General features: G+C 71.9%; 20 protein-coding genes. 11 read left to right on the top strand and 9 right to left on the bottom strand.

Going from position 1 to position 26,315, the window contains the following annotated elements:
• Position 1 precedes the first annotated feature (1 nt).
• From RWE79_RS11970 to RWE79_RS11955, 4 genes are all read left to right on the top strand, one after another.
• Positions 2 to 199, top strand: coding sequence for a hypothetical protein (locus tag RWE79_RS11970; protein ID WP_475940040.1), 198 nt, complete (start codon positions 2 to 4; stop codon positions 197 to 199).
• A complete protein-coding gene (locus tag RWE79_RS11965; RefSeq protein ID WP_475940039.1) occupies positions 165 to 1,256 on the top strand; it encodes a serine hydrolase domain-containing protein in 1,092 nt (363 codons plus the stop codon). Before RWE79_RS11970 ends, RWE79_RS11965 begins: the two co-directional genes overlap by 35 nt.
• An 87-nt stretch (positions 1,257 to 1,343) precedes the next feature.
• On the top strand, positions 1,344 to 3,293 hold the full coding sequence (locus tag RWE79_RS11960; RefSeq protein WP_475940038.1) for a ricin-type beta-trefoil lectin domain protein: 1,950 nt from the start codon (positions 1,344 to 1,346) through the stop codon (positions 3,291 to 3,293).
• Positions 3,294 to 3,310: 17 nt separating this feature from the next.
• A complete protein-coding gene (locus RWE79_RS11955) occupies positions 3,311 to 4,078 on the top strand; it encodes a CDP-alcohol phosphatidyltransferase family protein (protein ID WP_475940037.1) in 768 nt (255 codons plus the stop codon).
• Here the strand turns inward: RWE79_RS11955 and RWE79_RS11950 are convergent.
• Complete coding sequence (locus RWE79_RS11950; RefSeq protein ID WP_475940036.1) at positions 4,038 to 4,493, bottom strand: FAD synthase family protein; 456 nt, start codon at positions 4,491 to 4,493, stop codon at positions 4,038 to 4,040. The genes RWE79_RS11955 and RWE79_RS11950 overlap by 41 nt on opposite strands.
• 150 nt (positions 4,494 to 4,643) lie before the next feature.
• On the opposite strand from RWE79_RS11950, the gene RWE79_RS11945 reads away from it, so the two are divergent.
• Genes RWE79_RS11945 through RWE79_RS11935 form a run of 3 tightly spaced genes read left to right on the top strand, consistent with a single transcriptional unit; the run spans position 4,644 to position 8,874 of the window.
• Positions 4,644 to 5,900: a glycosyltransferase gene (locus RWE79_RS11945; RefSeq protein WP_475945761.1), complete on the top strand. Its 1,257-nt coding sequence runs from the start codon at positions 4,644 to 4,646 to the stop codon at positions 5,898 to 5,900.
• Positions 5,897 to 7,627 carry a polysaccharide biosynthesis tyrosine autokinase gene (locus tag RWE79_RS11940; protein ID WP_475940035.1) on the top strand — a complete coding sequence of 577 codons (1,731 nt, stop codon included), beginning with the start codon at positions 5,897 to 5,899 and terminating at the stop codon, positions 7,625 to 7,627. Before RWE79_RS11945 ends, RWE79_RS11940 begins: the two co-directional genes overlap by 4 nt.
• Positions 7,624 to 8,874 (top strand): MATE family efflux transporter, encoded by a 1,251-nt coding sequence (locus tag RWE79_RS11935; RefSeq protein WP_475940034.1) that lies wholly within the window; start codon positions 7,624 to 7,626, stop codon positions 8,872 to 8,874. Before RWE79_RS11940 ends, RWE79_RS11935 begins: the two co-directional genes overlap by 4 nt.
• A 24-nt stretch (positions 8,875 to 8,898) precedes the next feature.
• On the opposite strand, the gene RWE79_RS11930 is transcribed toward RWE79_RS11935, so the two are convergent.
• Positions 8,899 to 10,389 carry a hypothetical protein gene (locus RWE79_RS11930; RefSeq protein WP_475940033.1) on the bottom strand — a complete coding sequence of 497 codons (1,491 nt, stop codon included), beginning with the start codon at positions 10,387 to 10,389 and terminating at the stop codon, positions 8,899 to 8,901.
• Between the two features lie 106 nt (positions 10,390 to 10,495).
• Here RWE79_RS11930 and RWE79_RS11925 point away from each other — a divergent pair, with 106 nt between their 5' ends.
• Positions 10,496 to 11,038, top strand: coding sequence for a WcaF family extracellular polysaccharide biosynthesis acetyltransferase (locus RWE79_RS11925; protein WP_475940032.1), 543 nt, complete (start codon positions 10,496 to 10,498; stop codon positions 11,036 to 11,038).
• On the top strand, positions 11,035 to 12,147 hold the full coding sequence (locus RWE79_RS11920; RefSeq protein ID WP_475940031.1) for a glycosyltransferase: 1,113 nt from the start codon (positions 11,035 to 11,037) through the stop codon (positions 12,145 to 12,147). Before RWE79_RS11925 ends, RWE79_RS11920 begins: the two co-directional genes overlap by 4 nt.
• On the opposite strand, the gene RWE79_RS11915 is transcribed toward RWE79_RS11920, so the two are convergent.
• The 4 genes from RWE79_RS11915 to gmd form a co-directional block, all read right to left on the bottom strand.
• The gene (locus tag RWE79_RS11915) at positions 12,126 to 12,815 is read right to left on the bottom strand and encodes a hypothetical protein (protein WP_475940030.1); all 690 of its coding nucleotides are present in this window, start codon (positions 12,813 to 12,815) and stop codon (positions 12,126 to 12,128) included. The genes RWE79_RS11920 and RWE79_RS11915 overlap by 22 nt on opposite strands.
• Positions 12,812 to 15,043 carry a LamG domain-containing protein gene (locus RWE79_RS11910; protein ID WP_475940029.1) on the bottom strand — a complete coding sequence of 744 codons (2,232 nt, stop codon included), beginning with the start codon at positions 15,041 to 15,043 and terminating at the stop codon, positions 12,812 to 12,814. The genes RWE79_RS11915 and RWE79_RS11910 overlap by 4 nt, the downstream gene beginning before the upstream one ends.
• 96 nt (positions 15,044 to 15,139) lie before the next feature.
• Positions 15,140 to 17,920, bottom strand: a complete 2,781-nt coding sequence (locus tag RWE79_RS11905; protein WP_475940028.1) for a CBM96 family carbohydrate-binding protein — start codon at positions 17,918 to 17,920, stop codon at positions 15,140 to 15,142.
• 216 nt (positions 17,921 to 18,136) lie between these two features.
• Positions 18,137 to 19,150: a GDP-mannose 4,6-dehydratase gene (gene gmd, locus RWE79_RS11900; protein ID WP_475940027.1), complete on the bottom strand. Its 1,014-nt coding sequence runs from the start codon at positions 19,148 to 19,150 to the stop codon at positions 18,137 to 18,139.
• Between the two features lie 177 nt (positions 19,151 to 19,327).
• Here gmd and RWE79_RS11895 point away from each other — a divergent pair, with 177 nt between their 5' ends.
• Positions 19,328 to 20,287: a GDP-L-fucose synthase family protein gene (locus RWE79_RS11895; protein ID WP_475940026.1), complete on the top strand. Its 960-nt coding sequence runs from the start codon at positions 19,328 to 19,330 to the stop codon at positions 20,285 to 20,287.
• 14 nt (positions 20,288 to 20,301) lie between these two features.
• Here RWE79_RS11895 and RWE79_RS11890 read toward each other — a convergent pair whose 3' ends face one another.
• The 3 genes from RWE79_RS11890 to RWE79_RS11880 form a co-directional block, all read right to left on the bottom strand.
• Positions 20,302 to 21,570, bottom strand: coding sequence for a sugar transferase (locus RWE79_RS11890; protein WP_475940025.1), 1,269 nt, complete (start codon positions 21,568 to 21,570; stop codon positions 20,302 to 20,304).
• A 721-nt stretch (positions 21,571 to 22,291) separates the two neighbouring features.
• Positions 22,292 to 23,140 carry an ethanolamine ammonia-lyase subunit EutC gene (eutC, locus tag RWE79_RS11885; RefSeq protein WP_475940024.1) on the bottom strand — a complete coding sequence of 283 codons (849 nt, stop codon included), beginning with the start codon at positions 23,138 to 23,140 and terminating at the stop codon, positions 22,292 to 22,294.
• Positions 23,137 to 24,543: an ethanolamine ammonia-lyase subunit EutB gene (locus RWE79_RS11880; RefSeq protein ID WP_475940023.1), complete on the bottom strand. Its 1,407-nt coding sequence runs from the start codon at positions 24,541 to 24,543 to the stop codon at positions 23,137 to 23,139. Before RWE79_RS11880 ends, eutC begins: the two co-directional genes overlap by 4 nt.
• Before the next feature lie 222 nt (positions 24,544 to 24,765).
• Here RWE79_RS11880 and RWE79_RS11875 point away from each other — a divergent pair, with 222 nt between their 5' ends.
• The gene (locus tag RWE79_RS11875) at positions 24,766 to 26,304 is read left to right on the top strand and encodes an APC family permease (RefSeq protein ID WP_475940022.1); all 1,539 of its coding nucleotides are present in this window, start codon (positions 24,766 to 24,768) and stop codon (positions 26,302 to 26,304) included.
• Positions 26,305 to 26,315 lie beyond the last annotated feature (11 nt).

The following is a 26,315-nucleotide window of genomic DNA, read 5'->3' as shown; positions in this document are numbered from 1 at the left end:
CATGTCCGAGCCGATCGACGAGAGCAAGTGGGCCTGGAAGACAGCCGACAGCTGCCTTCACACCGGATCCGAACATATGATCGACCCCGAGGATCTGGTGATGGCCTCGGGGCGCGAGCCCACCCCAGCGCTGATCGAGAAGGCCCGCAAGGCCCTGGAGGAGCATGGCGCCGCGGCTGTCGAAAGGTATCTGCCCTGACGAGCTGAGCGCCCTCGTCGACGAACTCGCGGTTTTTCTGGCACCGGCCCCCGGCCGCCCCCGTCCGTGGTGTGCCGGTGCCGTCGTACTGGCCGGCCGGGGCGGCGAGGTGCTGGCGCACCAGGCCACCGGATGGGCGCTGCGGTACGCGGCGTACGACGCCGAACTGCCGCCCGCGCGGCGGGTGCCCATGCGGGTGGACACGGTCTTCGACCTGGCCTCGCTCACCAAGCTCTTCACCGCCGCCGTCGCCGACGCGGCCGGTCTGGCGCCGCACGAACCGGTCGTGGCGCATGTCCCCGAGTTCGGCGCCGCCGGCAAGCGCGGCATCACCGTGGGCCAGCTGCTCGACCACACCTCCGGGCTCCGGCCGGAACTGCCCTTCCACGACTGCCCGGACGCCGCGTCGCGGGCCGCGCTGCTGTGGGCCGAGGCCCCGGTCGCCGAACCCGGCACCACCCGCGTCTACTCCGACCTCAATCTGATCGCGCTCCAGCACGTCCTGGAGCGCGCCACCGGTGAGGGCCTGGACGCCCTGGTGCGCGAGCACCTCACGGACCCGCTCGGTATGTACGACACCCGCTTCGCCCCGCCGTCCTCCTGGGTGCCCCGGATCGCCGCCACCGAGGACCAGCGGCGGCCGTGGGGGCGGCTGGACCGGGGTCTGCTGCGCGGCGTCGTCCACGACGAGAACGCCTTCGCCATGGGCGGGGTCGCCGGTCACGCGGGCCTGTTCTCCACCGCCTGGGACCTGGCGCTTTTCTGCCGCGCGATGCTGGACCGGGGCGGGCCCTTCGGCCGCTGGCTCGGCTTCGAGCGGGACCAGGCCTGGTTCATGGGTGAGCTGGCGGGGCGCGGGGCGGTCGGTCACACGGGCTTCACGGGGACCAGTGTGGTGCTGGACCCGGCCACCGACTCCTTCCTGGTGCTGCTGGCGAACTCGGTGCATCCGTGCCGGACCTGGCGTGAGGGAAGCGCGCCACGGGCGGCGCTCGGCACCCGGTTCGCGCGGGCGCTCGCCGGTCCCCGGAAGGCACAGGTTGGGCAGAACTATTGACGTGGCCATGTAGAGCTGCGTGTCATGTGTGACGAATTCCGTTGGAAAGTGTTCGACTCTGCGAACAAGCCGCCTCGGGAGAGCCGCATGACCCGCACCCGTACCACCGCCTGGCGTATCGCCGTCCAGGTGTTAGCCCTCACCCTGGCCGCCCTGGGGCTGCTGGCGGCCCCCCGCCAGGACCGGCAGCCGGCCGCCGCGCCCGCCGACGTGGCCGCCGCCCAGGTCGCCGTCACACCGCCGCCGCTGGGCTGGGCGTCCTGGAACAGCTTCGCCAGCACCATCGACTACGCCACCATCAAGGCCCAGGCCGACGCCCTGGTCTCCTCCGGACTGGCCGCCAAGGGCTACCGGTACGTCAACATCGACGAAGGCTGGTGGGAGGGCACCCGCGACAGCGCCGGGGACATCACCGTGGACACCACGAAGTGGCCCGGCGGGATGGCCGCCATCGCCTCGTACATCCACAGCAAGGGACTCAAGGCGGGCATCTACACCGACGCCGGCAAGAACGGCTGCGGCTACTACTACCCGACCACCGAGCCCGCCGCCGCGAACACCGGCAGCGAGGGCCACTACCAGCAGGACTTCGAGGACTTCCAGAACTGGGGCTTCGACTACGTCAAGGTCGACTGGTGCGGCGGCAACGCCGAGGGACTCGCCCAGGAGGCCACGTACAAGGCGATCAGCGCCGCCAACACCGCCGCGACCGCCGTCACCGGCCGGACGATGGTGCTGTCGGTCTGCGAGTGGGGCACCGGCAACCCGTGGAACTGGGGCGCGGGCACCGCGGACCTCTGGCGGACCAGCACCGACGTCATCTTCTGGGGCAACAGCCCGTCGACGGCCAATATGCTGGCCAACTTCGACAAGTCCCTGCACCCGTCCGCCCAGCACACCGGCGACTACAACGACCCCGACATGCTCATGGTCGGCATGAGCGGCTTCACCGCCGCCCAGAACCGCACCCATATGGGCCTTTGGGCGATCGGCGGAGCCCCGCTGCTGGCCGGCAACAACCTGGCCACCATGAGCTCCACCACGGCCTCGATCCTGGGCAACTCCGAGGTCCTCGCCATCGACCAGGACCCCCGGGGCCTCCAGGGCGTCAAGGTCGCCGAGGACACCACCGGACTCCAGGTCTACAGCAAGGTCCTGTCCGGCACCGGAAAGCGCGCGGTCCTGCTGCTCAACCGCACGTCGGCCGCGGCCTCGGTCACCGCCCGCTGGGCCGACATGGGGCTCACCACCGCCTCGGCGTCGGTACGGAACGTGTGGTCGGCGTCCGACCTCGGCTCGTCCGCGACCGGTTACACCGCCACCGTGCCGGCCGGCGAGGGCGTGCTGCTCACCGTCTCCGGCACCGAGGCGGCCGGCACCACCTGGACCGGCTCCACCTCGGTGACGGCCACCGCGGGCGCGGCCGGCGTCAAGCTGGCCGACATCACCTACGCCAACGGCACCGCCGCCGCGCGGACCACCACCCTCCAGGTCAACGGCCAGTACGCCACCACCGTCACGCTGCCGCCCACCGGCTCGGCCACCACCTACGGCACGGTGTCCGTGCTGCTCTCCCTCGCCAAGGGCAGTAACACGCTGACCTTCTCCTCCGCCCCCAGCAGCCTCTACGTCCAGGACCTGGCCGGTACCAACGGCACCGCGCTGAAGGGCACCGGCTCGGCCCGCTGCGCCGACTTCGGGCAGAACACCATCACCAACGGCGCCCAGGCCCAGCTGTGGGACTGCACCGGCGGGCAGAACCAGACGTTCACCTCCACCTCGCGCGGCGAGCTGGTCGTCTACGGCAACAAGTGCCTCGACGCGTACAACAGCGGCACGTCCAACGGCACCAAGGTCGTCGTCTGGGACTGCAACAGCGGCACCAACCAGAAGTGGACGGTCAACTCCAACGGAACGATCACCAACAACGTGTCCGGCCTGTGTCTGGACGCGGTCGGCGCGGGCACGGCCAACGGCACCCTGCTCGACCTGTGGACCTGCAACGGCGGAACGAACCAGCAGTGGACCCGTACGTGACCTGACATGATGTTCGAATGGGGTCAATGGGGTCATCGAGTGCACTGAGACAGCTGCGAAATGCGCAGAAATCGGCGAAAGGGGTCTCCCTCTACTCGCGCCACATCAACCGGCCGGCGGGCCGTGTGCTCGCCGCCGGGGCGTACCGAGTCGGGCTGACGCCCAATCAGGTCACTTTGATCAGCGCCGCTTTCAGTCTGGGGTCCGTGGCGGCCGTCGCCCTGGCGCGGCCGTCGTGGACGCTGGCCGTCGCCGTCTACCTCGGCCTCGCGGTGGGCTTCGCCTTCGACTCGGCCGACGGCCAGCTGGCCCGGCTCACCGGCCGGGGCGGCCCGGCGGGGGAGTGGCTGGACCATGTGGTGGACTGCGCCAAGATGGTCGCCGTCCACAGCGCGGTCCTGATCTCCTTCTACCGCTTCTTCGATCTGCCCTCGGACGGCTGGCTGCTGCTGCCGCTGGGCTTCCAGCTGGCCGCCGTGGTCACCTTCTGCGCCGGTCTGCTGACCGAACAGCTCAAGCGCCAGGCGGCCGCGGCCGGTTCAGCCGCGGGGCCGGGTGCCGGTCCGGGCGCCGGGCCCGCCGCGCCGCCCTCGACGCTGCGCGCGGTGGCCCTGCTCCCCGTCGACCACGGCGTGTTCTGCCTGGTCTTCCTGCTGCTCGGCTCGCCGGTCGCCTTCCGGGCCGGGTACACCGTGCTCTTCGCGGTGCACGCCCTGTTCCTGGTGGCCTTCCTCGCCAAGTGGTTCAGGGAGCTGACCGCACTTCGGCCGGATCCGGTCCGCTGACCAGGATGTCCAGCGCCCGGCGCAGCTGGGTGCTGGACGTGTGGACCGTGTACGGGAAGTAGACGACCTCCACCCCGACCGTGGCGAAGTCGCGTTCGAGCTTCGCGCCCTTGTCGGTGCCCCGCCAGTCGTCGCCCTTGAAGATCAGGTCGAAGCGGACCTGTTCCCAGGTCTCCAGCTTGTCCGGTACGGTCTCGACGAAGGCGGCGTCGACATAGCGGCAGCTCCGTACGATCTCCAGGCGTTCGATCAACGGCACGACGGGCGTGCGGCCCTTGGCCAGTGCGGCCATCTCGTCGGACACGACACCGGCGACCAGGTAGTCGCACTGGCTGCGCGCGTGCCGCAGGATGTTGAGATGGCCCACGTGGAAGAGGTCGTAAACTCCCGGCGCGTAGCCCACAACATGTGACATGTGCATATCCCCCCACAGGCGTACAACGTTCCCCAACGCTGTCGAGTCTCAGACTTTAGCGTGAAGGGGATGTGTTGCACTGGTGAACGGTTAAGGTGAATGCCTGGTCACTTCTGGGGGGAAGGGGTCGTTCCGTTGACCGACTTCGATATGTTCCGCGGCCGCCGACTGCTGCTGGTCTCCACCAACTATGCGCCCGAGCACGCGGGAATCGGCCCGTACGCCACCCAGATCGCCGAACACTGGGCGGCCCTGGGGGCCGAGGTGCATGTGCTCGCCGGGATGCCGCACTATCCCGCCTGGCAGCTCGACCCCGCCTACCGGGGCGTCTGGCGGACCGAGGAGACCCGGTCCGGGGTGCGGGTGCACCGAAGACGGCACACCGTGCCGCCGCGGCAGACGGCCGTGCGCCGGGCGCTGTTCGAGGCCTCCGTGCTCGCCCACGGGCTACTCGCGCCACCGCGCATACCCCGGCCCGACGCCGTGTTCGCACAGATGCCCAGCCTCGCCGGGGGCATCGTCGCCGCCCGGCTGGCCCGCCGCCACAAGGTGCCGTACGTCCCCGTCGTGCAGGACCTGATGGGCGCGGCGGCGGCACAGAGCGGCATCCGCGGCGGTGACCGGGCGGCATCGGCCGCCGGCGCCGCCGAGTCGTACGCGCTGCGGCGCGGCACCCTGGTCGGGGTCATCCACGAGAGCTTCATCGACAAGGCGGCCGCCCTCGGGGTGGACCGCAGCCGGATCCGGCTGGTCCCCAACTGGTCGCACGTGGAACGCCCCTCCGGGTCGCGGGCCGCGACCCGGGCCCGGCTCGGCTGGCCCGAGGACCAGACCGTCGTCCTGCACTCGGGCAACATGGGGCTCAAGCAGGGCCTGGAGGTCCTGGTCGAGGCCGCCCGCCAGGACCCGGCCGTCCGCGTGGTGCTGATGGGCGACGGCAACCAGCGCGCCCACCTCGTCCGGCTCGCCGGAGGCGAGGGCGCGCTGCCCAACCTCGACTTCCTCCCGCCCGCCGACGACGCCGACTTCCCGGACGTGCTCGCCGCCGCCGACGTGCTGGCCGTCACCCAGCGCGCCTCCGTACTGGACATGAGCATCCCGTCCAAACTCACCTCCTACTTCGCCGCCGCCCGCCCCGTCGTCGCCTCCGTCGCCGTCGAGGGGGGCACCGCCCAGGAAGTGCTGCGCTCCGGCGCGGGCGTCCTGGTCCCGCCGGAGGACCCGGGAGCGCTGCTCAAGGCGGTACACGCCCTCGCCGAGGACCCCGAGGCCGCCGACGAGCTCGGCGCACGGGGACCGGCCTATGTCGACGCACACCTCAGCAAGGAAGCGGGCCTGGCCCGTATCGACGCGCTCCTGACCGAAGCGCTGGATCACGCAATCCATGAGGGGACAGCACGTACGTGAGCGAACAACTCCGCGCCGCCGCGTCGCAGAGCGACGAACCGGACCTGCTGCGCGACCAGTTCAGGCAGCTGCTCCGCTACCGCGCGATGATCGGGGCCGGAGCGCTCCTCGGGCTGCTCGGCGGCACCTGGCTGGCCGTGACCGGCCAGGACAGCTATTCGGCGACCGCCGAGGTGCAGGTCCGGGGCGCCACCGCCGACCCCTTCGGCGCCGGCAGCGCCTCGGCCGACAAGCAGATCAACATCGGCAGTGAGCGGCAGTCCGCGGCCGGCAACCAGATCGCGGCCAAGGCCGCCAAGGCCCTCGACGTCCCCTCGGACGACCCACGGGCCGTGGCCAAGCTGCAGAGCCACCTCCAGGTGACCAACCCCACCAACACCCTCGTCCTGCGCTTCGCCTTCACCGCCGGCACCCCGCAGGCGGCCGCGCGCGGCGCCAACGCCTTCAAGGACGCCTATCTGAGCACCCGGCAGGCCCAGACCAAGGCCCTGATCGCCACCATGGTCGCCGGTTACAAGAAGCAGGTGACTCCGCTGGTCAAGGAGCGCCAGGACCTGCTCGCCAAGATCGAGACCATCCAGAACGACACCGACCGCAGCACCGCGCTGGCCGCCGAGGCCAACCTGCTCTCCCAGATCTCCTCGCTCAACGGCGACATCAGCCAGCTCAAGGCGCTCGACACCACCCCCGGGTACGTCCTCAAGACCGCCACCGCGCCGACCGCCCCGGAAGGCCTCGGCCTCCCCATCCTGCTGGCCCTGGGCACGCTGGTCGGCCTGGCCCTGGGGCTGCTGTCGGCCTGGACCCGGCTGGTCTTCGACCCGGCGGCCCGCTCGGAGGGCGACGTGGTGCGCGCCCTGCGGGCCCCCGTCCTCGGCACCCTGCCGAGGGTCCGCCCCGGGCCGCTGCTCGCCGCCGACCACGCCGACCCCCGGCTGGCCGAGGAGTATCGTTCCGTCGCCTTCCGGCTCGCCTACGACAAGCACTTCGCCGACCGGCGGCGGCTGCTGGTGGTGGCCCCGCGCGGCAGCGGCGAGGCCGCCGCGCTGACCGCCGTCAACCTCGCCGCGTCCTTCGCCGAGACCGGCATCGAGACCCTGCTCATCGAGGCCGACCTGCGCTCCCCGGGGCTGTCCGCGCGGCTGCGCGCCGCCGACGGCACCCGTCCGGGCTGGGCCCGCTCCGCCGAACTCGGCGAGGGCGGCTGGCCCGCGGGCCTCCAGGTCCCGGTCGACGCCGGTGAGTCCGGCACCTTCGACCTGGTCCCCGGACGCCGGGTGCGCAACGTCGCCCGCTCCCTGACCTCCACGGCCGTGACCCGGCTCATCTCCGAGGCCGACGCCCCCAACTCGACGGTCATCGTGCTGGCCCCGCCGGTGCTCTCCTACGCCGACGCGCTCGCCCTGGTCGACCGCGTCGACGGCGTCCTGGTCGTCTGCGACCCCCGCGAGGTGCACCGCGCCGACCTGGACCGCATCCGCGAACTCATCGTCGGCGCCGGGGGCTCGGTCCTCGGCTCCGTACTGCACCAGACCCCGCGCAAGCGGCTGCTGCGCCGCTCCGCGCGCCAGCCGGCCGTGGCGGCCCCCTCCTCCGTTCCGGCGCCGCCCGGTCCACCGGCCGGGCGGCCCGGTGACGGTGCGGCGAAGTCCCCGGACGGCTCCGCGCCGTCCCCCGAGACGACGCTCGCGCTGCACACCATCCGGTCCGGGACCGGCTCCCGGTGACGGCGCCGAGAGCCCGCACCGCCGTGGTCTGCTCCGTGCTGGACCAGGGGGTCGCCGCTCTCACCAACATCGCCGTGCTGGTCGTCGTCGCCCGGCACAGTGACACCACGTCCTTCGCCGTCTTCGCGATGGTCTACGTCGTCTTCACGGTGCTGCTCGGCGCCGCCGGCGCGTACGTCGGCCAGGAACTCGTCCTCCACCGGGACGAGGACCTGCGCGTTCCCTGCCGCTCGGCCGCCCTGTTCACCGCGGCGGCCTCCACGGCGGCCGGGCTCACGCTGGCCCTGGCCGCGGGATTCCTGCCCGGCCGGACCCCCGCCGCGCTCGCCGCCCTGGGCCTCGTGCTGCCCGTCGTCCTCACCCAGGACACCCTGCGCTACTGCTTCTCGGTGCTCCGGCTGCCGCAGCTGGCCCTCGCCGCCGACACGTTGCGGCTGGCCGCCGTCCTGCCCGCGCTCATGCTCCAGCCGCACGGCACCGGTGCCGCCCGCATGGTCGCCGTGTGGGGCGTCTCCGCCCTGCCGGCCCTGGCCCTGTCGGCGGTGCTGCTGCGCCGCCTGGTCGCGGGCGTACGGGCCGACCTGCGGCGCTATCTGCGACGGGGGCACCTCGGGCGCCGCTTCGTGGTGGAGTTCGCGGTCGGCAACGCCAGCAGCCAGCTCGCCGTCCTCGGCCTCGGCGTGGTCGCCACCCCGCTGGCCGTCGGCGCCCTGCGCGGCGCCACCACGCTCTTCGGCCCCCTCAACGTCCTGTTCAACTCCGCCACCTCCTTCGGGCCGCCGCTGCTCACCCGCCTCGGCAGCCTGCGCCGCACCACCCGCGCCACCGCCGTCGTCGGCGCCGTCCTCGCCCTCGTCGCCGCCGCGTGGGCGCTCGTCCTCTACGTCCTGCCGGACTCCGCCGGCCGCCAGCTGCTGGGCGACACCTGGCCCGCCGCCGCCCGGCTGCTGCCCGCCACCGGCGCCCAGTACGCCGCCATGGCCCTGGGCATCTGCGGTCTGCTGACCCTGCGCATCCTCACCCCCCGGGCCACCCTCCCCATCCAGCTGGTCTTCTCGGTGGCCGCCGTCGCCTTCATGTACGCCGGCTACGGCCTCGCCGGCACCCCCGGTGCCGCCTGGGGCCTGTGCCTCGGCTCGGCCATGAAGGCCACCGCCTCCTGGTCCCGGGTCTACTCGCTGCGCCGCACCGAGGACGTCCCCGGGTACGTACGCCCCGGCGCGCTGGAGACCGAGGGCAGCTCCTGACCGGCCTTCCGACCGGAGGGCGCCTCAGCGGATGAGCCGGGACGGCTCCGACCGGAAGGTCGTGATCAGCGCCAGGCACAGCACGGCGATGCCGACCCGGCCCGAGGCCTGGAGCAGCGGCCCGCGCAGCAGGATGAAGGAGTACCCCGCGACCAGCGGGATGGCGACGGCGGAGAGGCTGCCGGGGTCGCCGAGCGGCTGGCCGGGGCCGGTGGGGGCGATGCGCTGGGCGTAGCGGCGGTCGGCGCGGGCGGCGACCCAGCCCAGGCCGAGGAAGCCGGCGGTCATGCCGAACGGCCCGAAGTCGATCCAGAGTTCGGCCCACAGCGGGGAGGACAGATTGGTGTTGGTCTGCCCCATCCACTGACCGATCATGACGCCGGTGTCCAGCGGCTTGTCGCTCCACAGCGAGCGGGGGACGTAGAAGAAGACCGAACCGGCCAGCTGCTTGCCGTAGGTGTGGCCGTACCCGGACTCGACGAAGGTGATGGTGTTGGAGAACATCGCCGTCTGGTCGTAGTCCTTGAGGACCAGCGGTTCGAGCACCGAGGTCGTCTCGACGGGCTTGTAGTTCTTGTCGTCGTACCGGAAGCGGTCCGCGAACGGGAAGATCAGGACGGCCGCGAGCACCCCCATGGTCAGGGCGGTCCGGTACATCGCGGGGCTCTGCGGGAACGCGGAGAACAGGAACGCGAGCAGCACTGTCAGGAACCAGTAACGGGGGTTGGAGATCGGGTTGTTGACGATCCCGTTCAGCCCGAGCAGGGCCAGCCAGGTCAGCACGGTCAGCGGGCGGCGGCGGGCGCGCCGGGAGGTCACGAGCCAGCGGGTGAAGACCAGCAGGGCGATCAGCGCCGGGACGGTGCCCAGGCCCCGCAGGGTCGCGGAGCCGGCCTGGGAACCGGCCGAGGCCACCCCGCTGTCGTCGACCGCCGCGATGATCTCCATCCGGCTGCTGAAGAAGACGGCCGGGCCGCCCAGCTTCATGATGAGCAGCGCGCTGCCGGCGAAGGCCAACGCCACCAGCAGGACCAGCCGCCGGCGGTTGACCCGGGCGGGCCGGTGGGACCGGCTGAGCAGGGGCGCCGGGTTGGGCCGGACCGCCAGCGCCCCGGCGTCGAAGGCGACACAGCCCAGCAGCACCAGGGCGATGGCCGTGGACAGGTCGGAGCGCGAGCCGACCACGGGGGCCGGGGTGCGGCCCAGGACGGCCTGGGCGAGCGGGGCGATGCCCATGGCCATGTACACGAACAGCCAGAAGGTGCCCTGGAGGAGCTTGCGGCGCCGGGTGAGGATCATCCCGGACAGTCGCGTACCGGCGTAGCAGGTGAGCACGAACTGCAGCCAGTACGCCTGGTCGCGCAGGCCGTCGCCGGGCTGGAAGACCACGTAGACCGGCAGCAGCAGGGTGAAACCGAGGACGAGCGGGACGGCCAGGGCCCGGGAGAGCAGAGCCCGCGGGGAGGTCTTGGGCGCGGTGGTCCGCCGGTTCGGCGCTGCGGTCGCCAGTGCCACGAAAGCCCCCCTTGTGCCTTTGGTCGCAGTCTATTCGTTCGACCTTCGCGCGGCCGTGCCAACGGGATACGCTGACCCGAAATTGTGGGGGCTTTGGGGGCAATGAGTGCGGGATCTGCGGACATTCACGCTTGAGGGATACGACAAGGGGCGCGGGAAGGCGGCCCAGGCACTGTGGTTCGCCGTCATGAACACGGTCTTCATGGCCTGGTTCTGCCCGGCCCGGCTGCGGGTCGCGATCCTGCGGGCCTTCGGCGCCAGCATCGGCGAGGGCGTGCTGATCCGGCACCGGGTGCGGGTGCTGTGGCCGTGGAAGCTGCGGGTCGGGGACAACACCTGGATCGGCGAGGGCGCCTGGCTGCTGAACCTGGAACCGGTCACCATCGGGGCCAACGTCTGCCTCTCCCAGGAGGCCTTCCTCTGTGCCGGCAGCCATGACCACCGCGCCACCGACTTCCGCTACCGCAACGCCCCCATCGTCGTCGAGGACGGCGCCTGGGTCGCGGCCCGCGCCACCGTGCTGGCCGGGGTGACCGTCGGACGGCACGCGGTGGTCGGGGCCGGCGGCGTGCTCTCCCGCGATCTGCCCGAACTGACCCTGCAGACCGCCGACGGCGGCCGCCGCGCCCTGAAGGAGCCCCAGCGGTGAAGGTGCTGCACGTTGTCACGCTGCACAGCACGGGCAACGCCTTCGGCGGTCCGGTACGGGTGGCCCTCAACCTCGCCGGAGGCCTGCGCGACCGGGGCGACGACGTGACGCTGGTCGCGCTCGCGGACGGGTTCGACGGACCGCTGCCCACCGACGTCGAGGGCGTACCGGCCCGGCTCCACCAGGCCCGGCGGCTGCTCCCGGTCGGCTTCAGCGGCATCAGCTCGCCGGGGCTGCTGGCCGGCGCGGGCCGCCTGGTCAGGGACGCCGACGTGGTCCATGTCCACCTCGCCCGCGACCTCGTCACGCTGCCCGTGGCCCTGGCCGCGCTGCGGGCCCGGCGCCCCCTGGTGCTCCAGACCCACGGCATGGTCGACCCCAGCGACCGGCTGCTCGCCAAGGTCCTGGACGCGGTCGCGGTACGCCGGCTGCTCCGCCGCGCCGACGCCGTCCTCCATCTCACCCGGCACGAACGCACCGACCTGGACGCCGTGGCGGGCACCCCCCTGACGCACGCGGTGCACCTCGTCAACGGCGTCCCCCCGCAGTCGCGCCGCCCCGCGCCGGACGGGCCGCCGCGGGTGCTCTACGCCGCCCGTATGCAGGCCCGCAAACGGCCCGAGGACTTCGTCGCCGCCGTCCCCGGGGTGCTGCGCCGGCACCCGGACGCGCGGTTCGTGATGGCCGGGGCGGACGAGGGCTCGCTGGCCGGGGCGCTCGGCCTGGCCCGCGAACTCGGTGTCGCCGACGCCGTCGAGTACATCGGCACCCTCAGCAGCGCCCAGGTCCTGGACGAGCTGCGCCGCGCCCATGTCTACGTACTGCCCTCGGTCGACGAGCCCTTCCCGATGTCGGTGCTCGAAGCCCTCTCGCTGGGAGTGCCGTCCGTGGTGACCGGCTCCAACGGGCTGGCCGGCGACATCGAACGCGCCTGTGCCGGCCGGGTTGTCGCCGGGCCGGAGGGGATCGCCCCGGCGGTCCTGGAACTGCTGGACGCCGGGGCGGCGGAGGCCGCCTCCGCGGCGGCCTGGAAGCTGGCGCGGGAGGCGTTCTCCATCGACGCGGTGGTGGACGGGCTGCGGTCGGTCTACAGCCGCATCCAGGCGTAGCAGCCGGTCGAGGTGAAGGTCTTCGTCCCCTTGGCGATGGTGACGGTGTGCTTCGTGCCCGACTTCGTGCCCAGCTGCCAGTTGCAGGACTTGGTGGGCGTCAGTGCCCGGTAGCGCCCGGCGGCGGGCTTGGTGGTCGTACCGTCGCTGAGGCCGCCGACCGTGTCGGCCAGGACGGGCTTCTGCTTCGGGCACAGGATCGTGATGGCGTCGGCCGCGCCCGCGATGTCGCCGGTGATGATGGCACCGACGACGGCGTCACGGTCGATCCTGGCGACGGAGGCGATCCGGTCGCAGGTCTCCTGGCCGGTCTGGAGGATCGCGGCGGGGTCGTTGCCCTTGGGCACCCGGCCGGACAGGTACTTCTTCTGCTTCTTGGTGAACGACCCTGTGGCGGGCGTGAGCTGGGAATCGGGCACGACGGACCTGGGACCGGCGGAGGAGGTGCCGGACGCCTTGCTCTTCGCCGAGGGGGTGGCCGATGAGGAGGAACCGGCGGACGGGGCGGAGGCGGCGGACGTCGGGGACGAGCCGCCCTTGGCCGCGGTGGCCCCGTCGGAGTCGCTGCCGCTGCTGCACGAGGTCAGCAGCACGGCGGCGGCCGCCGCCGTCACAAGGACGGCGGCGGCGCGGCGGCGTGCGGTGGTGCTGCGGGTGGTGCGGATCATCCAGAGGTCCCGAGGGTGTAGTGCGCTGCGACCTGCGTCGCGGTGAGGACGGACGGGTAGATCGCGGTCTCGTCGATCGCCCCGGTGAAGTAGTCACTGGTCGAGCGGTTGGGCCAGGTGCCCATGGCGTCCCCGCCGACCCGCCAGTAGCCGGTGTAGTTCTGGCTGCTGGTGACCAGGAAGTTGGAGGCCTTCAGCGCGCCGTCGACGTAGAGCTTCATGCCGTCGCCGCCCTGGGTGGCGACGACGTGGTGCCAGTTGCCGTCGTTGTAGGAGGTGATGGTGTTGACGGTCTTGAGACCGCTGGAGTTGACCCCGAAGTACAGCCGGCCGTTGTTGGCCATGTAGATCTGCTTGTCGGAGGAGCTGCTGGCCAGCTGTACCCGGTTGCCCATGCCGACGAGCTTGCCGCCGGTGGTGGTCGTGGTCTTGAACCAGGTCTCGATCGTGTAGGCGCTCGGCCGCGGGTGCGACTTGTCGCTGTACGTCCACTGGCCGGCGCCGTTGTAGCTGATCGCGGTGCTGCCCGCGACCGCGCCGGCGACGGCCCGGGTCGGGGAGTTCCACTGCACGCCGTTGTCACCGGTGGTCGAGGTGTCGGCGGCGTAGGCACCGGCGGCGGAGGTCTCGTCGTAACGCCAGTACAGGTTGGCGCCGTCGGCGAGGACCTTGGCCGGGTAGGCCTGGGCGGTGGTGGCCGCGGTGACGGTCTCGGCGGCCGACTTGGCGGTGGTGTTGGTGCCGTCGCTCGCGGTGATCCGGTACGAGTACGTGGATCCCGCCGTCACGTCGGGGTCGGTCCAGGTGATCTGCGGCCGGGACCAGGGCAGCGAGTACCCGGTGGTGGTGTAGACGGGCGTGGTGCCGCCGTTCTTGTAGACCTTGTAGGTCAGGGTGCCGTCGTCGGTGTCGAAGCTGGAGCGCCAGCGGAGGTTGACCACTCCGGGGGTGATGCTCTCGGCCTTGACCTGCGGGACGGTGGGCGCGCCGGTGTCGGTGCCGTTGGAGACCCGGCCCAGGCTCTGCTGGGCGACCCCGTTGACCGTGGTGAACTCGCCGGCGAACCACAGGTAGTCGGTGCTGCCCGAGGTGGAGATGGTCAGGGCGCGCGGGCCGATGCCCTCGCCGTTGCCGTCGTTGGTGTCGGGGAACCAGGGCAGCTTGGTGTAGCTGTTGACGCCCTCGGCGAGCAGGTGGCGGCGCTGGCCGTCGGGGTACTCGCCGATGCTGGAGCAGTCGTGCGCGTGCGAGGCGCTGTACAGCACGTTCTGGTACAGCTGGAGCGCCTGGGTGGCGCCCAGGCAGGTGTCCCGCCAGCGCTCGCTGAAGTCCGCGAGGTTGAAGGCGGTGCGGCCGTCGAAGACGCCGCCGCCGCTGCCCTCGTTGCCGGTGTAGAGACCGGTGGAGTCGCTGGTGATGTCCTTGACCACCGAGGTGGCCGAGAAGTAGCCCGAGGGGTAGGCCTTGCTGACCGCGCCGGTGCCCGCGTCGGTGATGGCCAGCGCGTGCGAGGCGGTGCCGTTGACGGTGAAGAAGTCACCGCCGATGGCGACATGGGCGCCGTCCGGGGTGATGTCCACGGCCCGGCCGGTGTCGTCGGTGTCGGCGGTCCACGAGGTGGCGGCGCCGGCGGTGGTGAGCGCGGCGAAGTGGGCGCGGGAGGCGCCCGCCACCGTACTGAAGTCACCGCCGAGGTAGACGGTGTCGGAGGTGACCGCCAGCGCCCGGACGGTGGCGTTGACCGCGGGGTGGAAGGTGGTGCTGGGGGTGCAGGTCGCGATGTCGATGGCGGCGATGCTGTTGACCCCGACGCCGTTGACCGCGCCGAAGTAGCCGCCCGCGTACAGGGTCTTGCCGTCGGGGGAGACCGCCAGCGCCCGGACGGTGGCCGAGCCGTCGCCCACGGTGAAGGAGAGCGAGCAGCCGGTCGGGGCCCCGGTGGCGGCGTCGAAGGCCGCGAAGTTGACCGCCGGGGTCTCGTTGGTACCGGCGGCGGAACCGGCCGGCCGGATCGCCGAGAAGGTGCCGCCGGCGAAGACCGTGCCACCCGCCTGGGCGAGGGCGTAGACGATGCCGTTGGTCTGGTAGGTGGACAGGTCGTCTGCGGTGAAGGCGACCGGCGGGGTCAGTGCGGCCGCGGACGGCGCGGAGGCGATGGCTCCGGCCAGTGACGCGGCGGCCAGGGCGATGGCCGAGGCGGCTGCCGTCCAGGGTCTTGAGCTGTGCATGTGCTTGCCCCCCAAGGGCTTGGTCAGTGTGCCGTTGTGCGCGAGCGGCCCGGCCGTGGGGCCGGGCCGCCCGCTGTGCGGGTGAATGCGGGTGGATCAGGCCTTGCCGAAGGTGAGGACCAGCTGCGGTGCGTACGCGGCCGTCGACACCTCGCTCGACCAGAGCCACAGGGCGTCCGTCCCGGTGCTGGTCACGGCCAGCCCGGTGCTGCCGCCCAGCGACGCGCTCAGCTGCGAGGCGTCGAGCGTCGCCGTGTAGTACGTCGAGATGTCCGTCGCGCCGGAGAGCGTGCCGAGCGCCGCCGAGGACAGCGCGGGCCTGGTCGCCCAGGTCACCCCGCTCTCCGTCCAGGCCCCGGTGACCGGCACGACGGAGAAGCTGTCCGCCGAGCCGGCCGTGGAGGTGGAGCTCGTACGGACCTGCAGTACGGCGCTCTTGAGGACCTGGCCGGCCGGCGCCGAGGGCAGGGTGAACCGCAGGTAGCTCTCGTACGCCGTGGTGCCGCGCACCGCCATGGAGGTGGAGGTGCCGTAGTTGGTCGTGGTGGCCGCCGCGTTGACGTACGAGTCGTCGGTCGCGGTGACCGTGGTCGTGGTGTCCGCCACGGCCGTGGCCAGGTCGTAGTGGTCGGCGACCTGGGCGGCGGTGAGCGCGGTCGGGTAGATCGCGGTCTCGTCGACGGTGCCGGCGAAGAACTGGCTGGTGGGGTTGTCGGTCCAGCCGGTGAGGGTGTCCGCGCCGACCCGCCAGTAGCCGGGGTAGTTCAGCGAGGCGGGCGCCGCGTTGTGGCCCACGGAGGCACCGTCGACGTACAGGGTGATCCCGTCGGAGCCCTGGGTGGCCACCACGTGGTGCCAGGCGCCGTCGTTGTACGAGGCCGGGGACTCCACGACCGTCCGGATGCCGCCACCGCCGCCGCCCGGACCGCCGCCGCCACCGCCGGTGCCGAAGGCGAGCCTGCCGCTGTCGGTCATGTAGACGGCCTTGTCGGCCTGCCGGCTGAAGTAGCTCTGGGCGGCGCCGATGTTGCTGCCGAAGCCGAGGATCCGGCCGCCCGAGGTGGTCGTGGTCCTGATCCAGACCTCCTCGCTGTAGGTGGCCGGCGAGTCGTGCAGCTTGTCGCTGTAGGCGTACTCCGAGGTGCCGTTGAGCCCGAGCGCCGTACTGGCACCCGGCACCGCGCCGGTCTGGGCGTACGTCGGGGTGCTGACGTACACGCCGCTGTCGTCGGAGCCGCTGCTGTCGGAGGCGAGCACGCCGGTGGTCTCGTCGTACCGCCAGTACAGGTTCGCGCCGTCCTCCCGCACCTGGTCGGCGTAGGCGCTCCGCGCGGTGGCCGGGGTGGCGGTGCGGGCGGTGGACAGGGCGCTGGTGTGGGTGCCGTCGCTCGCCGAGACGCGGTACGAGTACGTCGTGCCGGCCGTCACCGAGGTGTCGGTGAAGGTGATCTGCGGGCGCTTCCACGGCAGCGAGGAGCCGGTCGTGGTGTAGACCGGCGTGGCCGAGCCGTTGCGGTAGACGTTGTAGGTGAGGGTGCCGTCGTCCAGGTCCTCGCTGGACTGCCAGCGCACCGTGACCGAGCCGGGGCCCTCGCTGGCCGCCGTGGCCACCGGGGTGGACGGGGCGTCGCTGGAGGCCACGTCGGTGCCGAAGCGGGTCAGGCTCTGCTGGGCGACGCCGTTGACGGTGGTGAACTCACCGGACGCCCACAGATAGGTGGCCGAGCCGGCCGTGGACAGCGTCAGCGAACGCGGGCCGAGCTGCTCGCCGGTGCCCTCGTTGGTGTCGGGGAACCAGGGCAGCAGCGTCGGGTCGTCGACCGACTCGGCGGTGAAGTGCTTGCGCTCCACGTTCGGGAACTCGCCCATGCTGGAGCAGTCGTGGTTGTGGTTCCCGGCGTACAGCACCGTCTGGTACACCGCCAGCGCCTGGTCGGCGCCCTGGCAGGTGTCGCGCCAGCGCTGTGACCAGTCACTGGTGTTCAGCGCGAGCCGCCCGTCGAAGGACGCCCCGCCCATGCCCTCGCCGGCCACGAAGACCCCGGAGCCGTCGGTGACCAGGTCCTTGACCACCGCGGTGGCCGGGACGAAGCCGCTCGGGTAGGCCCGGGTCAGCGCGGCGGTCGAGGCGTCGACCACCGCCAGGGCGTGCGAGTCCTGGCCGTCCACCGTGGTGAAGTCACCGCCCAGCACCACCTGGCTGCCGTCCTGGGTGACCTGGATCGCCCGGCCCGACAGGTCGGCGTCGGCCGTCCACGAGGTCAGTGCCCCGGCCGCGGTGAGCGCGGCGAACCTCGCCCGCGCGGTGCCGCGTGCGGTGGTGAAGTCGCCGCCGACGTAGACGGTGCCGTCGGGGGCCACGTCCACGGCCCGCACGGTCGAGTTGAAGGCCGGGGTGAACGACGACTTCACCGTGCAGGTGGCGACGTCGATCGCGGCCAGGCCGTTGAGCCCGGAGACCCCGCCCGCCGAGGTGAAGTAACCGCCCGCGTACAGCGTCTTCTTGTCCGGCGAGACCGTCAGCGCCCGCACGGTGGCGGTGCCGGAGGCGCGGGTGAAGGACAGCTTGCAGGAGGTCGGCGCGCCGGTCGCGGCGTCGAAGGCCGCGAAGTTGACCGCCGAGGTCTCGTCGGAGCCGGCGGCCGAGCCGGGCGGGCGGACGGCCGAGAAGGTGCCTCCGGCGAAGACCACGCCGCCGGCCTCGGCGAGCGACCAGACGATGCCGTTGGTCTGGTACGTCGACAGGTCGTCGGCGGTGAAGGCCACGGGGGAGGTGAGCGCGGCCGCGGGCGTCGCCGTGCCGATCACCGCCGCCGCGCCGGTGAGGGATGCCGCCGCCAGCGCGGTGACAGCCGTGAGTGTTACCAGTCTTCGCATGAGCCCCCCGGCCCTGTTGGTCCCCACCCGGCACATCTGTCCGTGCCCGTGCACGGCAGAGTAGGGCGTGATGGACATGCTGAGTGACAGGTTTGGTGAACCTGTGTGCGTTTGGTGAAGAAATTCATAGTCGGCGCTACCGGCGTTACCGGCTCTGCCGACCTTGCTGGTTCTTCTGGTTCTTCTGGTTCTGCTGGCTCTTTCCGGTGCGCCCGCTCAGCGGTCGATGCGCACCGACGCTCCGGCCAACTGGTCCTCGACCAGCCGGATGTCGGCGTCGACCATGATCCGCGCCAGCTCGTCCACCCGCACCGAGGGCTTCCAGCCGAGCAGTTCCTCCGCCTTGCCGGCGTCGCCGATCAGCGCGTCCACCTCGCTGGGGCGCTCGTACTTGGGGTCGTAACGGACGTACTCGGCCCAGTCCAGGCCGGCGTGGCCGAAGGCGACCTCCAGGAACTGGCGCACGGTGGCGGCCTCCCCGGTGGCGACCACGTAGTCGTCGGGCTGGTCGCGCTGGAGCATCCGCCACATGGCGTCGACGTACTCGGGCGCGTACCCCCAGTCGCGCACGGCGTCGAGATTGCCCATGTAGAGCCGGTCCTGCAGACCGGCCTTGATCCGGGCGACGGCGCGCGTCACCTTGCGGGTCACGAAGGTCTCGCCGCGGCGCGGGGACTCGTGGTTGAACAGGATCCCGTTGACGGCGAACATGTCGTACGCCTCGCGGTAGTTGACCGTCGCCCAGTAGGCGTAGACCTTGGCACAGCCGTACGGGCTGCGCGGGTGGAAGGGCGTCGCCTCGTTCTGCGGGGGCGGGGTGGCGCCGAACATCTCGGAGGAGGAGGCCTGGTAGATGCGGGTCTCGACACCGCTGGCCCGGACCGCTTCGAGCAGTCGTACGGCGCCGAGGCCGGTCACGTCGCCGGTGTACAGCGGGGCGTCGAAGGAGACCCGCACATGGGACTGGGCGCCCAGGTTGTAGACCTCGTCCGGCCGCAGGTCGCGCAGCATGTTCACCAGCGCCACCCCGTCCGAGAGGTCCGCGTGGTGGAGCACGAAGGAACGATTCGGCTCCTCCGGGCCCTGGTAGATGTGGTCGATCCGCTCGGTGTTGAACGTGGACGACCGCCGGACGATCCCGTGCACGGTGTAGCCCTTGGACAGCAGGAGTTCGGCCAGGTAGGACCCGTCCTGGCCGGTGACGCCGGTGATGAGCGCCGACTTGCTCACGCATACCCCCTCGGTATGTACAGGTGATGGAAGAACCTGTGGTGACGAACCGGAACAAGTCCGGAGAAGAACGCCCTGATCCCCATCAGGACGGTTGTGCAACTTTCTGTACGACTATCGAGCGGATTTTCGGAGGAAACCCCTCCAAACCCTCTCTGTCCTGGCAGAATGCGCGCCATGACTGTCGAGACCTCTGGAACATCCCTGCTGCCGCCCCAGGCCCGGATCTTTGTCGCGGGCCACCGCGGCCTCGTCGGCTCGGCGGTGGCCCGCCGGCTGACGGCCGACGGCCACGAGGTGATCACCCGCGGCCGGGACGAACTCGACCTGCGCGACGCCGCGCAGACCGAACGCCTTCTGACGGACACCCGGCCCGACGCGGTCGTGCTGGCCGCCGCCAAGGTCGGCGGCATCATGGCCAACAGCACCTATCCGGTGCAGTTCATCGAGGACAACCTGCGCATCCAGCTGAGCGTCATCGCCGGCTCGCACGCCGCCGGGGTCGGCCGGCTGCTCTTCCTGGGGTCCTCGTGCATCTACCCCAAGCTCGCACCCCAGCCGATCACCGAGGACGCTCTGCTGACCGGGCCCCTGGAGCCCACCAACGAGCCCTACGCCCTCGCCAAGATCGCCGGCATCGTCCAGGTGCAGTCCTACCGCCGCCAGTACGGGGCCTCGTACATCTCCGCCATGCCGACCAATCTCTACGGCCCCGGCGACAACTTCGACCTGGCCACCTCGCACGTGCTGCCCGCGCTGATCCGCCGCTTCCACGAGGCCCGGCGGGACGGCGCCCCCGAGGTGGTGCTCTGGGGCTCCGGCACACCGCGCCGTGAGTTCCTGCACGTCGACGACCTCGCGGCGGCCTGCGTGCTGCTGCTGGACCGCCACGACGGCCCCGAGCCGGTCAACGTGGGCTGCGGCGAGGACCTGACGATCAGGGAACTGGCCGAGACCGTACGGGAGGTCGTGGGCTACGAGGGCGCCATCGGCTGGGACACCGGCAAGCCCGACGGCACCCCCCGCAAACTCCTCGACATCTCCCGGCTGTCCGCCCTCGGCTGGAAGCCGCGGATCTCCCTGCGCGACGGCATCGCGTCGGTCTACGCGGACTGGCAGGCGGCCGGTCCGGCCTGACCCGGGCACGGGCATCAGTACGCTCCGCGGCCGTCGACGACGGCCCGGAGCGTACGGGCCATGAGGTCGACGTCGGACGTGAACGACCAGTTGTCCACATAGCGCAGGTCCAGTGCCAGCGTCTCGTCCCAGGACAGGTCCGAGCGGCCGCTGATCTGCCACAGACCGGTCAGGCCGGGCTTGACCGAGAGTCGGCGCAGCTCGACCTCGTCATAGCGCGCCACCTCGTCGGGCAGTGGCGGACGAGGCCCCACCAGGGACATCTCACCGCGCAGGACATTGACGAGCTGCGGCAGTTCGTCCAGGGAGAGCCGGCGCAGTATCCGCCCGATCGAGGTGACCCGCGGGTCGCGGCGCATCTTGAACATCAGGCCGTCGTTCTCGTTGACCGTGGCGAGCTCGGCCTTGCGGACATCGGCGTCCGTCACCATCGTGCGGAACTTCCACATGGTGAAGGGCGCGCAGTCCAGCCCGTGCCGGATCTGCCGGTAGAAGACCGGCCCCCGGGAGCCGAGCCGGATGGCCGCCGCGATCAGTCCGAACAGCGGGGACAGCAAGAGCAGTCCGATCGCCGCACCGGTCCGGTCCAGGGCGGCCTTCAGGGCGACCTGGAAGCCGCGCCGGGTGGGCGGGCTCACATGCAGCAGGGTGAGCCCCGCGGCGGAGGCCAGCTCGACCCGGCGGATGGCCACATCCGTCAGGCCCGGCAGTACGGCCAGCGACAGACCGGCGTCGTGCAGCGCCCAGGAGAGTCTGCGCAGCCGCTCACCGGCCATCCGCGGCCCCGGCGCGACCAGCACCAGGTCCGCGCCGTACTCGCGTACCGCGTCCAGCACCGCACGTGAGTCCAGGCTCGGCCGGGGCGGCGGCACCGAGGCCAGCCGCGCCGCGACCGGGGCGCCGCATTCGAGGTTGGCCAGGCCCACCGGGACCACGCCGACCACCACGTACTCATGGTCGGTACGGGCGGCCAGATGGCCCACCACATGGTCGGCGGCGCTCGGCTCGCCGATCACCAGCACCTGTCGTACGGCGTGGGCCTCACGCCGCGAGCCGAGCAAGTGACGGTACGTCAGCTTCCGGCAGGCGGCGGTGAGGAGCAGTCCCGGCACCAGCGCGAGCAGCGCCAGGAACGGTTCCGAGTCCTCGCCGAGCAGCGTGCGGGCCACGGCCAGCACGCCCAGCAGGATCAGCCAGTCGTAGAGCACCGGGCGCGCCGCCCGGGACTCGCCCAGCGACCGCACGGCATAGCGGTGCATAGCGGTGCCGTCCGGTCTGTACACACAGCCATGAGACCGCCGCCACGCCGGCGCACAGCAGTGGTCTCGGTTGCAGGGTGGCCTGGAACACCAGCCACACCGGCACGCCGATCCCGGCCGCGTCGGCCAGTAGGGCTACGGGTAGATACCACCGCGCCTTGTCACTCAGTCCGCGGGGAGCGGCCGGCCGGGACTGACCCTGCCTACCGCTCCCCCCGGTGATGGAATCAAGCACTCCGTTATCGGATACACCGACACGCCGCATGGACCCCCCTGGCACATCGCGACAGATTGGGCGCACATGCCACTTCCCCAAGCAGCTGTGCACCGTAATAACCCGGAACGTTAAGCCAAACAGGTGTACGTTCGCTACGGTTTACGAATATTCGGTAGCCAGTTGTCCGGATGTTCACATGAAGCCGGATCCGATCACCTACGATCACCGCGTCCCGCAGGGTAACAGGACAACTTCTGTGCTCCCGGCGACGCCCGCGCCGCCGGGTGCCGGTCATCCTCGCAGGCCGGGGGCGGTCGAGCCGCTGCCACAGGCGGAGTTGCTGATCGGGCCGCCCCGGCGCTCCGGTCCGCGCTCCGGCGTGCGCCGCCCGGCGGAGGCCGGTCGGAACCGCTCACCGGCCGTCACGTCGCGCCCTGCCCGCAGCGCGCGACGTGACGGGGGGTGTTCCCCCCGGCGTATACGAACTTCCCGGGTGAAATGGCCGGTTTGCGGCTGTCCGGCGTTCGGTCAGACCGGAAGTCGCGGTTCCTGTCCGGTGCCGGACTCGTCCTTCAGGCCGACCCCGGTGAGCCGCAGTTCGCGGGCCCGGCGCATGAGGGCGGTGAGCCGGGCGGCGGCCTCGTCGTAGGAGAGCCCCAGCGGCGGGCGGATGTTCGACAGGCAGTTGCGGTCGGCGTCCGTCGTACGTCCCGGCTCGGGCCGGTAGGTCAGATACGCGCCCAGCGAGTCCGCCGCCGACATGCCCGGCCGTTCGCCGATGAGGACGACCACCATGGCGGCCCCCAGAGCGGCCGCGATGTCGTCGCCGAGGGCGACCCGGGCCTGTTCGGCCAGCACCACCGGGGCGATGCGCCAGCCCGGCAGCAGGGAGACGGCCCGCCGGAGCACGGCGGCGGCGTGGTCGTGGACGGCGCGGCTGGACAGGCCGTCGGCGATGACCAGGACGAGGTCCCAGTCGCCGCGCGTCAGCCCCGCCCGGGCGGCCGGATCCAGTCGCCGCCCCAGGTCGGGCCGCTGGAGGTAGGTGAACCGGTCGGCGGCGGCGCTGCGCACCCGTACCGTCGGCACGCCGGTGAGCGCGGCGGCGACGGCGTCGGCGTCGAAGGGGGAGTGGACCGCGTCACGGGCGGCGGCATGGGCGGCCTGGAGCTCCAGGCGGTGCCGGGTGGGCAGCGCCGCCCCGGCCCGGCCGAGGCCGATCCGGGCCTGGGTGTGGCGGCGCAGCGACGCCCACAGCGCGCTGTCGGCCGGGGCGGTCCCGCCGGCCGGGGCGGTGGTCCCGTCGCTCGCCGGCGCCGGCGAGGGTTCCTGCGCCGCTTCCCGCGCCGGAACGGGAACCGGATGGCGTGCCGTCATGCCGCCGCCCCCTGAACCGCCGGGCCGGCGATCGCGGTCAGCGGATGGGCGGCGCCGGCCAGGTCGCGGATCCCGCCGCGTTCGTCGAGCAGCCCGATCCGTTCCAGCCACGCCTCGAACTCCGGCGCCGGGCGCAGACCCAGCACCTCGCGCAGGTACAACGCGTCGTGGTAGGACGCCGACTGGTAGTTGAGCATGATGTCGTCCCCGCCCGGTGTGCAGATCACGAAGGACGCCCCGGCCACGCCCAGCATGGTCAGCATGGTCGCGATGTCGTCGTCGTCGGCGTCGGCGTGGTTGGTGTAGCAGATGTCCAGCCCCATCGGCAGGCCGAGCAGCTTGCCGCAGAAGTGGTCCTCCAGGGCGGCCCGCAGGATCTGCCGGCCGTCGTAGAGGTACTCCGGGCCGATGAACCCGACCACGGTGTTGACCAGCAGCGGGTCGTAGCGCCGGGCGACCGCGTAGGCCCGGGCCTCCACCGTCTGCTGGTCGACGCCGTGGTGCGCGCCGGCCGACAGGGCGCTGCCCTGGCCGGTCTCGAAGTACAGGGCGTTGCCGCCGACGGTGCCCCGGCGCAGGGCGGCGGCGGCCTCGTACGCCTCGTCCAGCAGACCGAGTGTCACGCCGAAGGAGGCGTTGGCGGCCTGGGTGCCCGCGATCGACTGGAAGACCAGGTCGACGGGGGCTCCGGCGGCCATCAGGTCGATGCTGGTGGTGACATGGCACAGCACGCAGGACTGGGTCGGGATGGCGTGGCGCTGGATCACCCCGTCGAGCAGTTCCAGCAGATCGCGTACGGCCCTGGGGCTGTCGGTCGCCGGGTTGATGCCGATGACGGCGTCGCCGGAGCCGAGCAGCAGCCCGTCGAGGAGGGCCGCGGCCACGCCCGCCGGGTCGTCGGTGGGGTGGTTGGGCTGAAGGCGGGTCGCCATCCGTCCGGGCAGGCCGATCGTCGACCGGAAGGCGGTGACGACGCTCACCCTGCGGGCGACGGCGACCAGGTCGGCGTTGCCCATGAGTTTGCAGACGGCGGCGGCCATCTCCGGGGTGATCCCGGGGGCGAGCGCGGCCAGTGTCGCGGTGTCGGCGGCGTCCGAGAGCAGCCAGTCGCGGAACCCGCCGACCGTCAGCCCCGCCACCGGCGCGAAGGCGGCGGCGTCGTGGGTGTCGAGGATGAGCCGGGTGACGTCGTCGTCCTCGTACGGAACGAGCGGCTCGGCGAGGAATCGTTCCAGCGGCACCTCGGCCAGGGCCAGCCGTGCGGCCACCCGTTGCTGTGCCGACTCGGCGGCGAGCCCGGCGAGCCGGTCGCCGGAGCGTTCGGGGCTCGCGGCGGCCAGCAGCCGGGCCAGCCCGTCGAAGCGGTGGTGCCGACCGCCGAGGGTCGCGGTGTAGCGGCTCATGGCTGTGGTGCTCCGTTCTGTTCCGTCCCCCGGCCGACGGTAGGAGGGGGCGGGGTGCCTGGTCCACGCGCGGCCGGAGAGTTAACACAGCCGTTCCTTTCCCGGGCGCCGTTGACCTGGAATTAACGCCCTGACGTGCGGAAGGACTCATTTGGACTGCGAGCATTCCGATTCGCAGGACGCAACGTTCAGCGTAGGAAGAAACATGGAGAGGGGCCGTTCATGGCAGTGCACGAGGGCGTGGCCCCCGCGCCGGCAGAGGCGTCCGCGCCGCCGCACCGACTCGCGTCCGGAGCCCTGGGGCTGCCCGGCGTCATCTTCTGCATCGTCACGGGCGCGGCGCCCATGACCGCCATGCTGTTCAACGTGCCGGTGGCCGTCATGGGCTCCGGATACGCCGCGCCCGCCGCGTTCCTGCTGGCCACCGTCGCCCTGACGGTCTTCTCGGTCGGATACATCGCGATGAGCCGCCGGGTCACCTCCGCCGGCGGCTTCTACACCTTCGTCACCCGGGGCCTGGGCCGCATCCCAGGCGTGGGCTCCGGCGTGCTGATCGCGCTCTGCTACATGCTCTTCTCCGCCTCCATCATCGGCGTGATGGGCTACTTCGCGGCGACCAGCGTCGAGGCCTGGACCGGGGTGCGGATCCCGGTCTGGGTGTACATGTTCGCCGGACTCGCCGTGATGTCCGCGCTGGCCTGGTTCCACATCGAGCTGACCACGAAGATCCTGGGCGTCTCCCTGGTGCTGGAGGTGCTCGCCCTGGTCGTCCTCGCCGTCGGGGTGTTCGCCCACGGCGGGGCGCACGGCCTCTCCGCCAAGCCGCTGAACCCCGCCGAGGTCTTCGGCAACGGCAGCGCCGCCCATGTCTTCGGCACCGCGGCCGCCGGAGTGGCCCTGTTCGCCGCCTTCTGGTCCTGGGTCGGCTTCGAGATGGCCCCCAACTACGCCGAGGAGTCCCGCGACCCGCACCGCATCGCCAAGGCGGCCACCTACGGATCGGTGATCGGGCTCGGCGTGCTCTACATGACCGTCTCCTACGCCTTCGTCTCCGGCTGGGGCCTGGACGAGGCCGCGCAGGCGGTCAAGGACCAGTTCGCCGGCAAGTACGACTCGGCCTTCTACCCGCTGGCCGATCTGTACGTCGGCCACTGGCTGGTCGTCACGATGCAGGTGCTGGCCGTCATCAGCCCCTTCGCCTGCGCCATGGCGTTCTACAACACCGGCGCCCGCTACCTGTACTCCCTCGCCCGGGAGGGAGTCGCGCCCGCGCCGCTGGCCCGCACCTCCCGGCACCACAGCCCCGCCGCCGCGTCGATGACCGTCACGGTCCTGGTCGGCCTCATCGTCCTGGGCTTCACCGTGTACGACTCCAGCACCGAGGCGGCCCTGCTCCAACTGGGCACCTGGGCACCGCTGATGGGCGTGCTCGGCATCCTCGGCGTGCAGGCGCTGACCTCGTTCGCGATCATCCGGTACTTCCTCACCACCGCCCGCGACGGCTTCCACTGGTTCACCACCCTGGTCGCGCCGGTCGTCGGGGCCGCGGCCATGATCGGCGCCTGCTACCTGCTCGTCGAGAACCGCGCCGTGCTGGCCGGCGACGGCGAGGTGCCGTTCATCAAGTACCTGCCCTGGGCCATCGCCGTGATGTTCCTGCTCGGCGTCGGCATCGCCCTGTGGCTGCGGGCCCGCCGGCCCGAGCGGTACGCGGCGCTGGGCCACTTCGGACACACGGACCCGGTGGACGCGGTGAGCTGAGCTCCACCGCC

The sequence above is a fragment of the Streptomyces sp. RLA131 genome (assembly GCF_056270125.1).
This window is presented reverse-complemented; position numbering and strand designations above follow the sequence as displayed.

Excerpts from the sequence above, each read along its gene's own strand:
- RWE79_RS11970 (WP_475940040.1), top strand. The coding sequence starts at position 2 with ATGTCCGAGCCGATCGACGAGAGCAAGTGGGCCTGGAAGACAGCCGAC.
- RWE79_RS11965 (WP_475940039.1), top strand. The coding sequence starts at position 165 with ATGGCGCCGCGGCTGTCGAAAGGTATCTGCCCTGACGAGCTGAGCGCC.
- RWE79_RS11960 (WP_475940038.1), top strand. The coding sequence starts at position 1,344 with ATGACCCGCACCCGTACCACCGCCTGGCGTATCGCCGTCCAGGTGTTA.
- RWE79_RS11955 (WP_475940037.1), top strand. The coding sequence starts at position 3,311 with ATGGGGTCAATGGGGTCATCGAGTGCACTGAGACAGCTGCGAAATGCG.
- RWE79_RS11950 (WP_475940036.1), bottom strand. The coding sequence starts at position 4,493 with ATGTCACATGTTGTGGGCTACGCGCCGGGAGTTTACGACCTCTTCCAC.
- RWE79_RS11945 (WP_475945761.1), top strand. The coding sequence starts at position 4,644 with ATGTTCCGCGGCCGCCGACTGCTGCTGGTCTCCACCAACTATGCGCCC.
- RWE79_RS11915 (WP_475940030.1), bottom strand. The coding sequence starts at position 12,815 with ATGATCCGCACCACCCGCAGCACCACCGCACGCCGCCGCGCCGCCGCC.
- RWE79_RS11910 (WP_475940029.1), bottom strand. The coding sequence starts at position 15,043 with ATGCACAGCTCAAGACCCTGGACGGCAGCCGCCTCGGCCATCGCCCTG.
- RWE79_RS11905 (WP_475940028.1), bottom strand. The coding sequence starts at position 17,920 with ATGCGAAGACTGGTAACACTCACGGCTGTCACCGCGCTGGCGGCGGCA.
- RWE79_RS11895 (WP_475940026.1), top strand. The coding sequence starts at position 19,328 with ATGACTGTCGAGACCTCTGGAACATCCCTGCTGCCGCCCCAGGCCCGG.
- eutC (WP_475940024.1), bottom strand. The coding sequence starts at position 23,140 with ATGACGGCACGCCATCCGGTTCCCGTTCCGGCGCGGGAAGCGGCGCAG.
- RWE79_RS11880 (WP_475940023.1), bottom strand. The coding sequence starts at position 24,543 with ATGAGCCGCTACACCGCGACCCTCGGCGGTCGGCACCACCGCTTCGAC.
- RWE79_RS11875 (WP_475940022.1), top strand. The coding sequence starts at position 24,766 with ATGGCAGTGCACGAGGGCGTGGCCCCCGCGCCGGCAGAGGCGTCCGCG.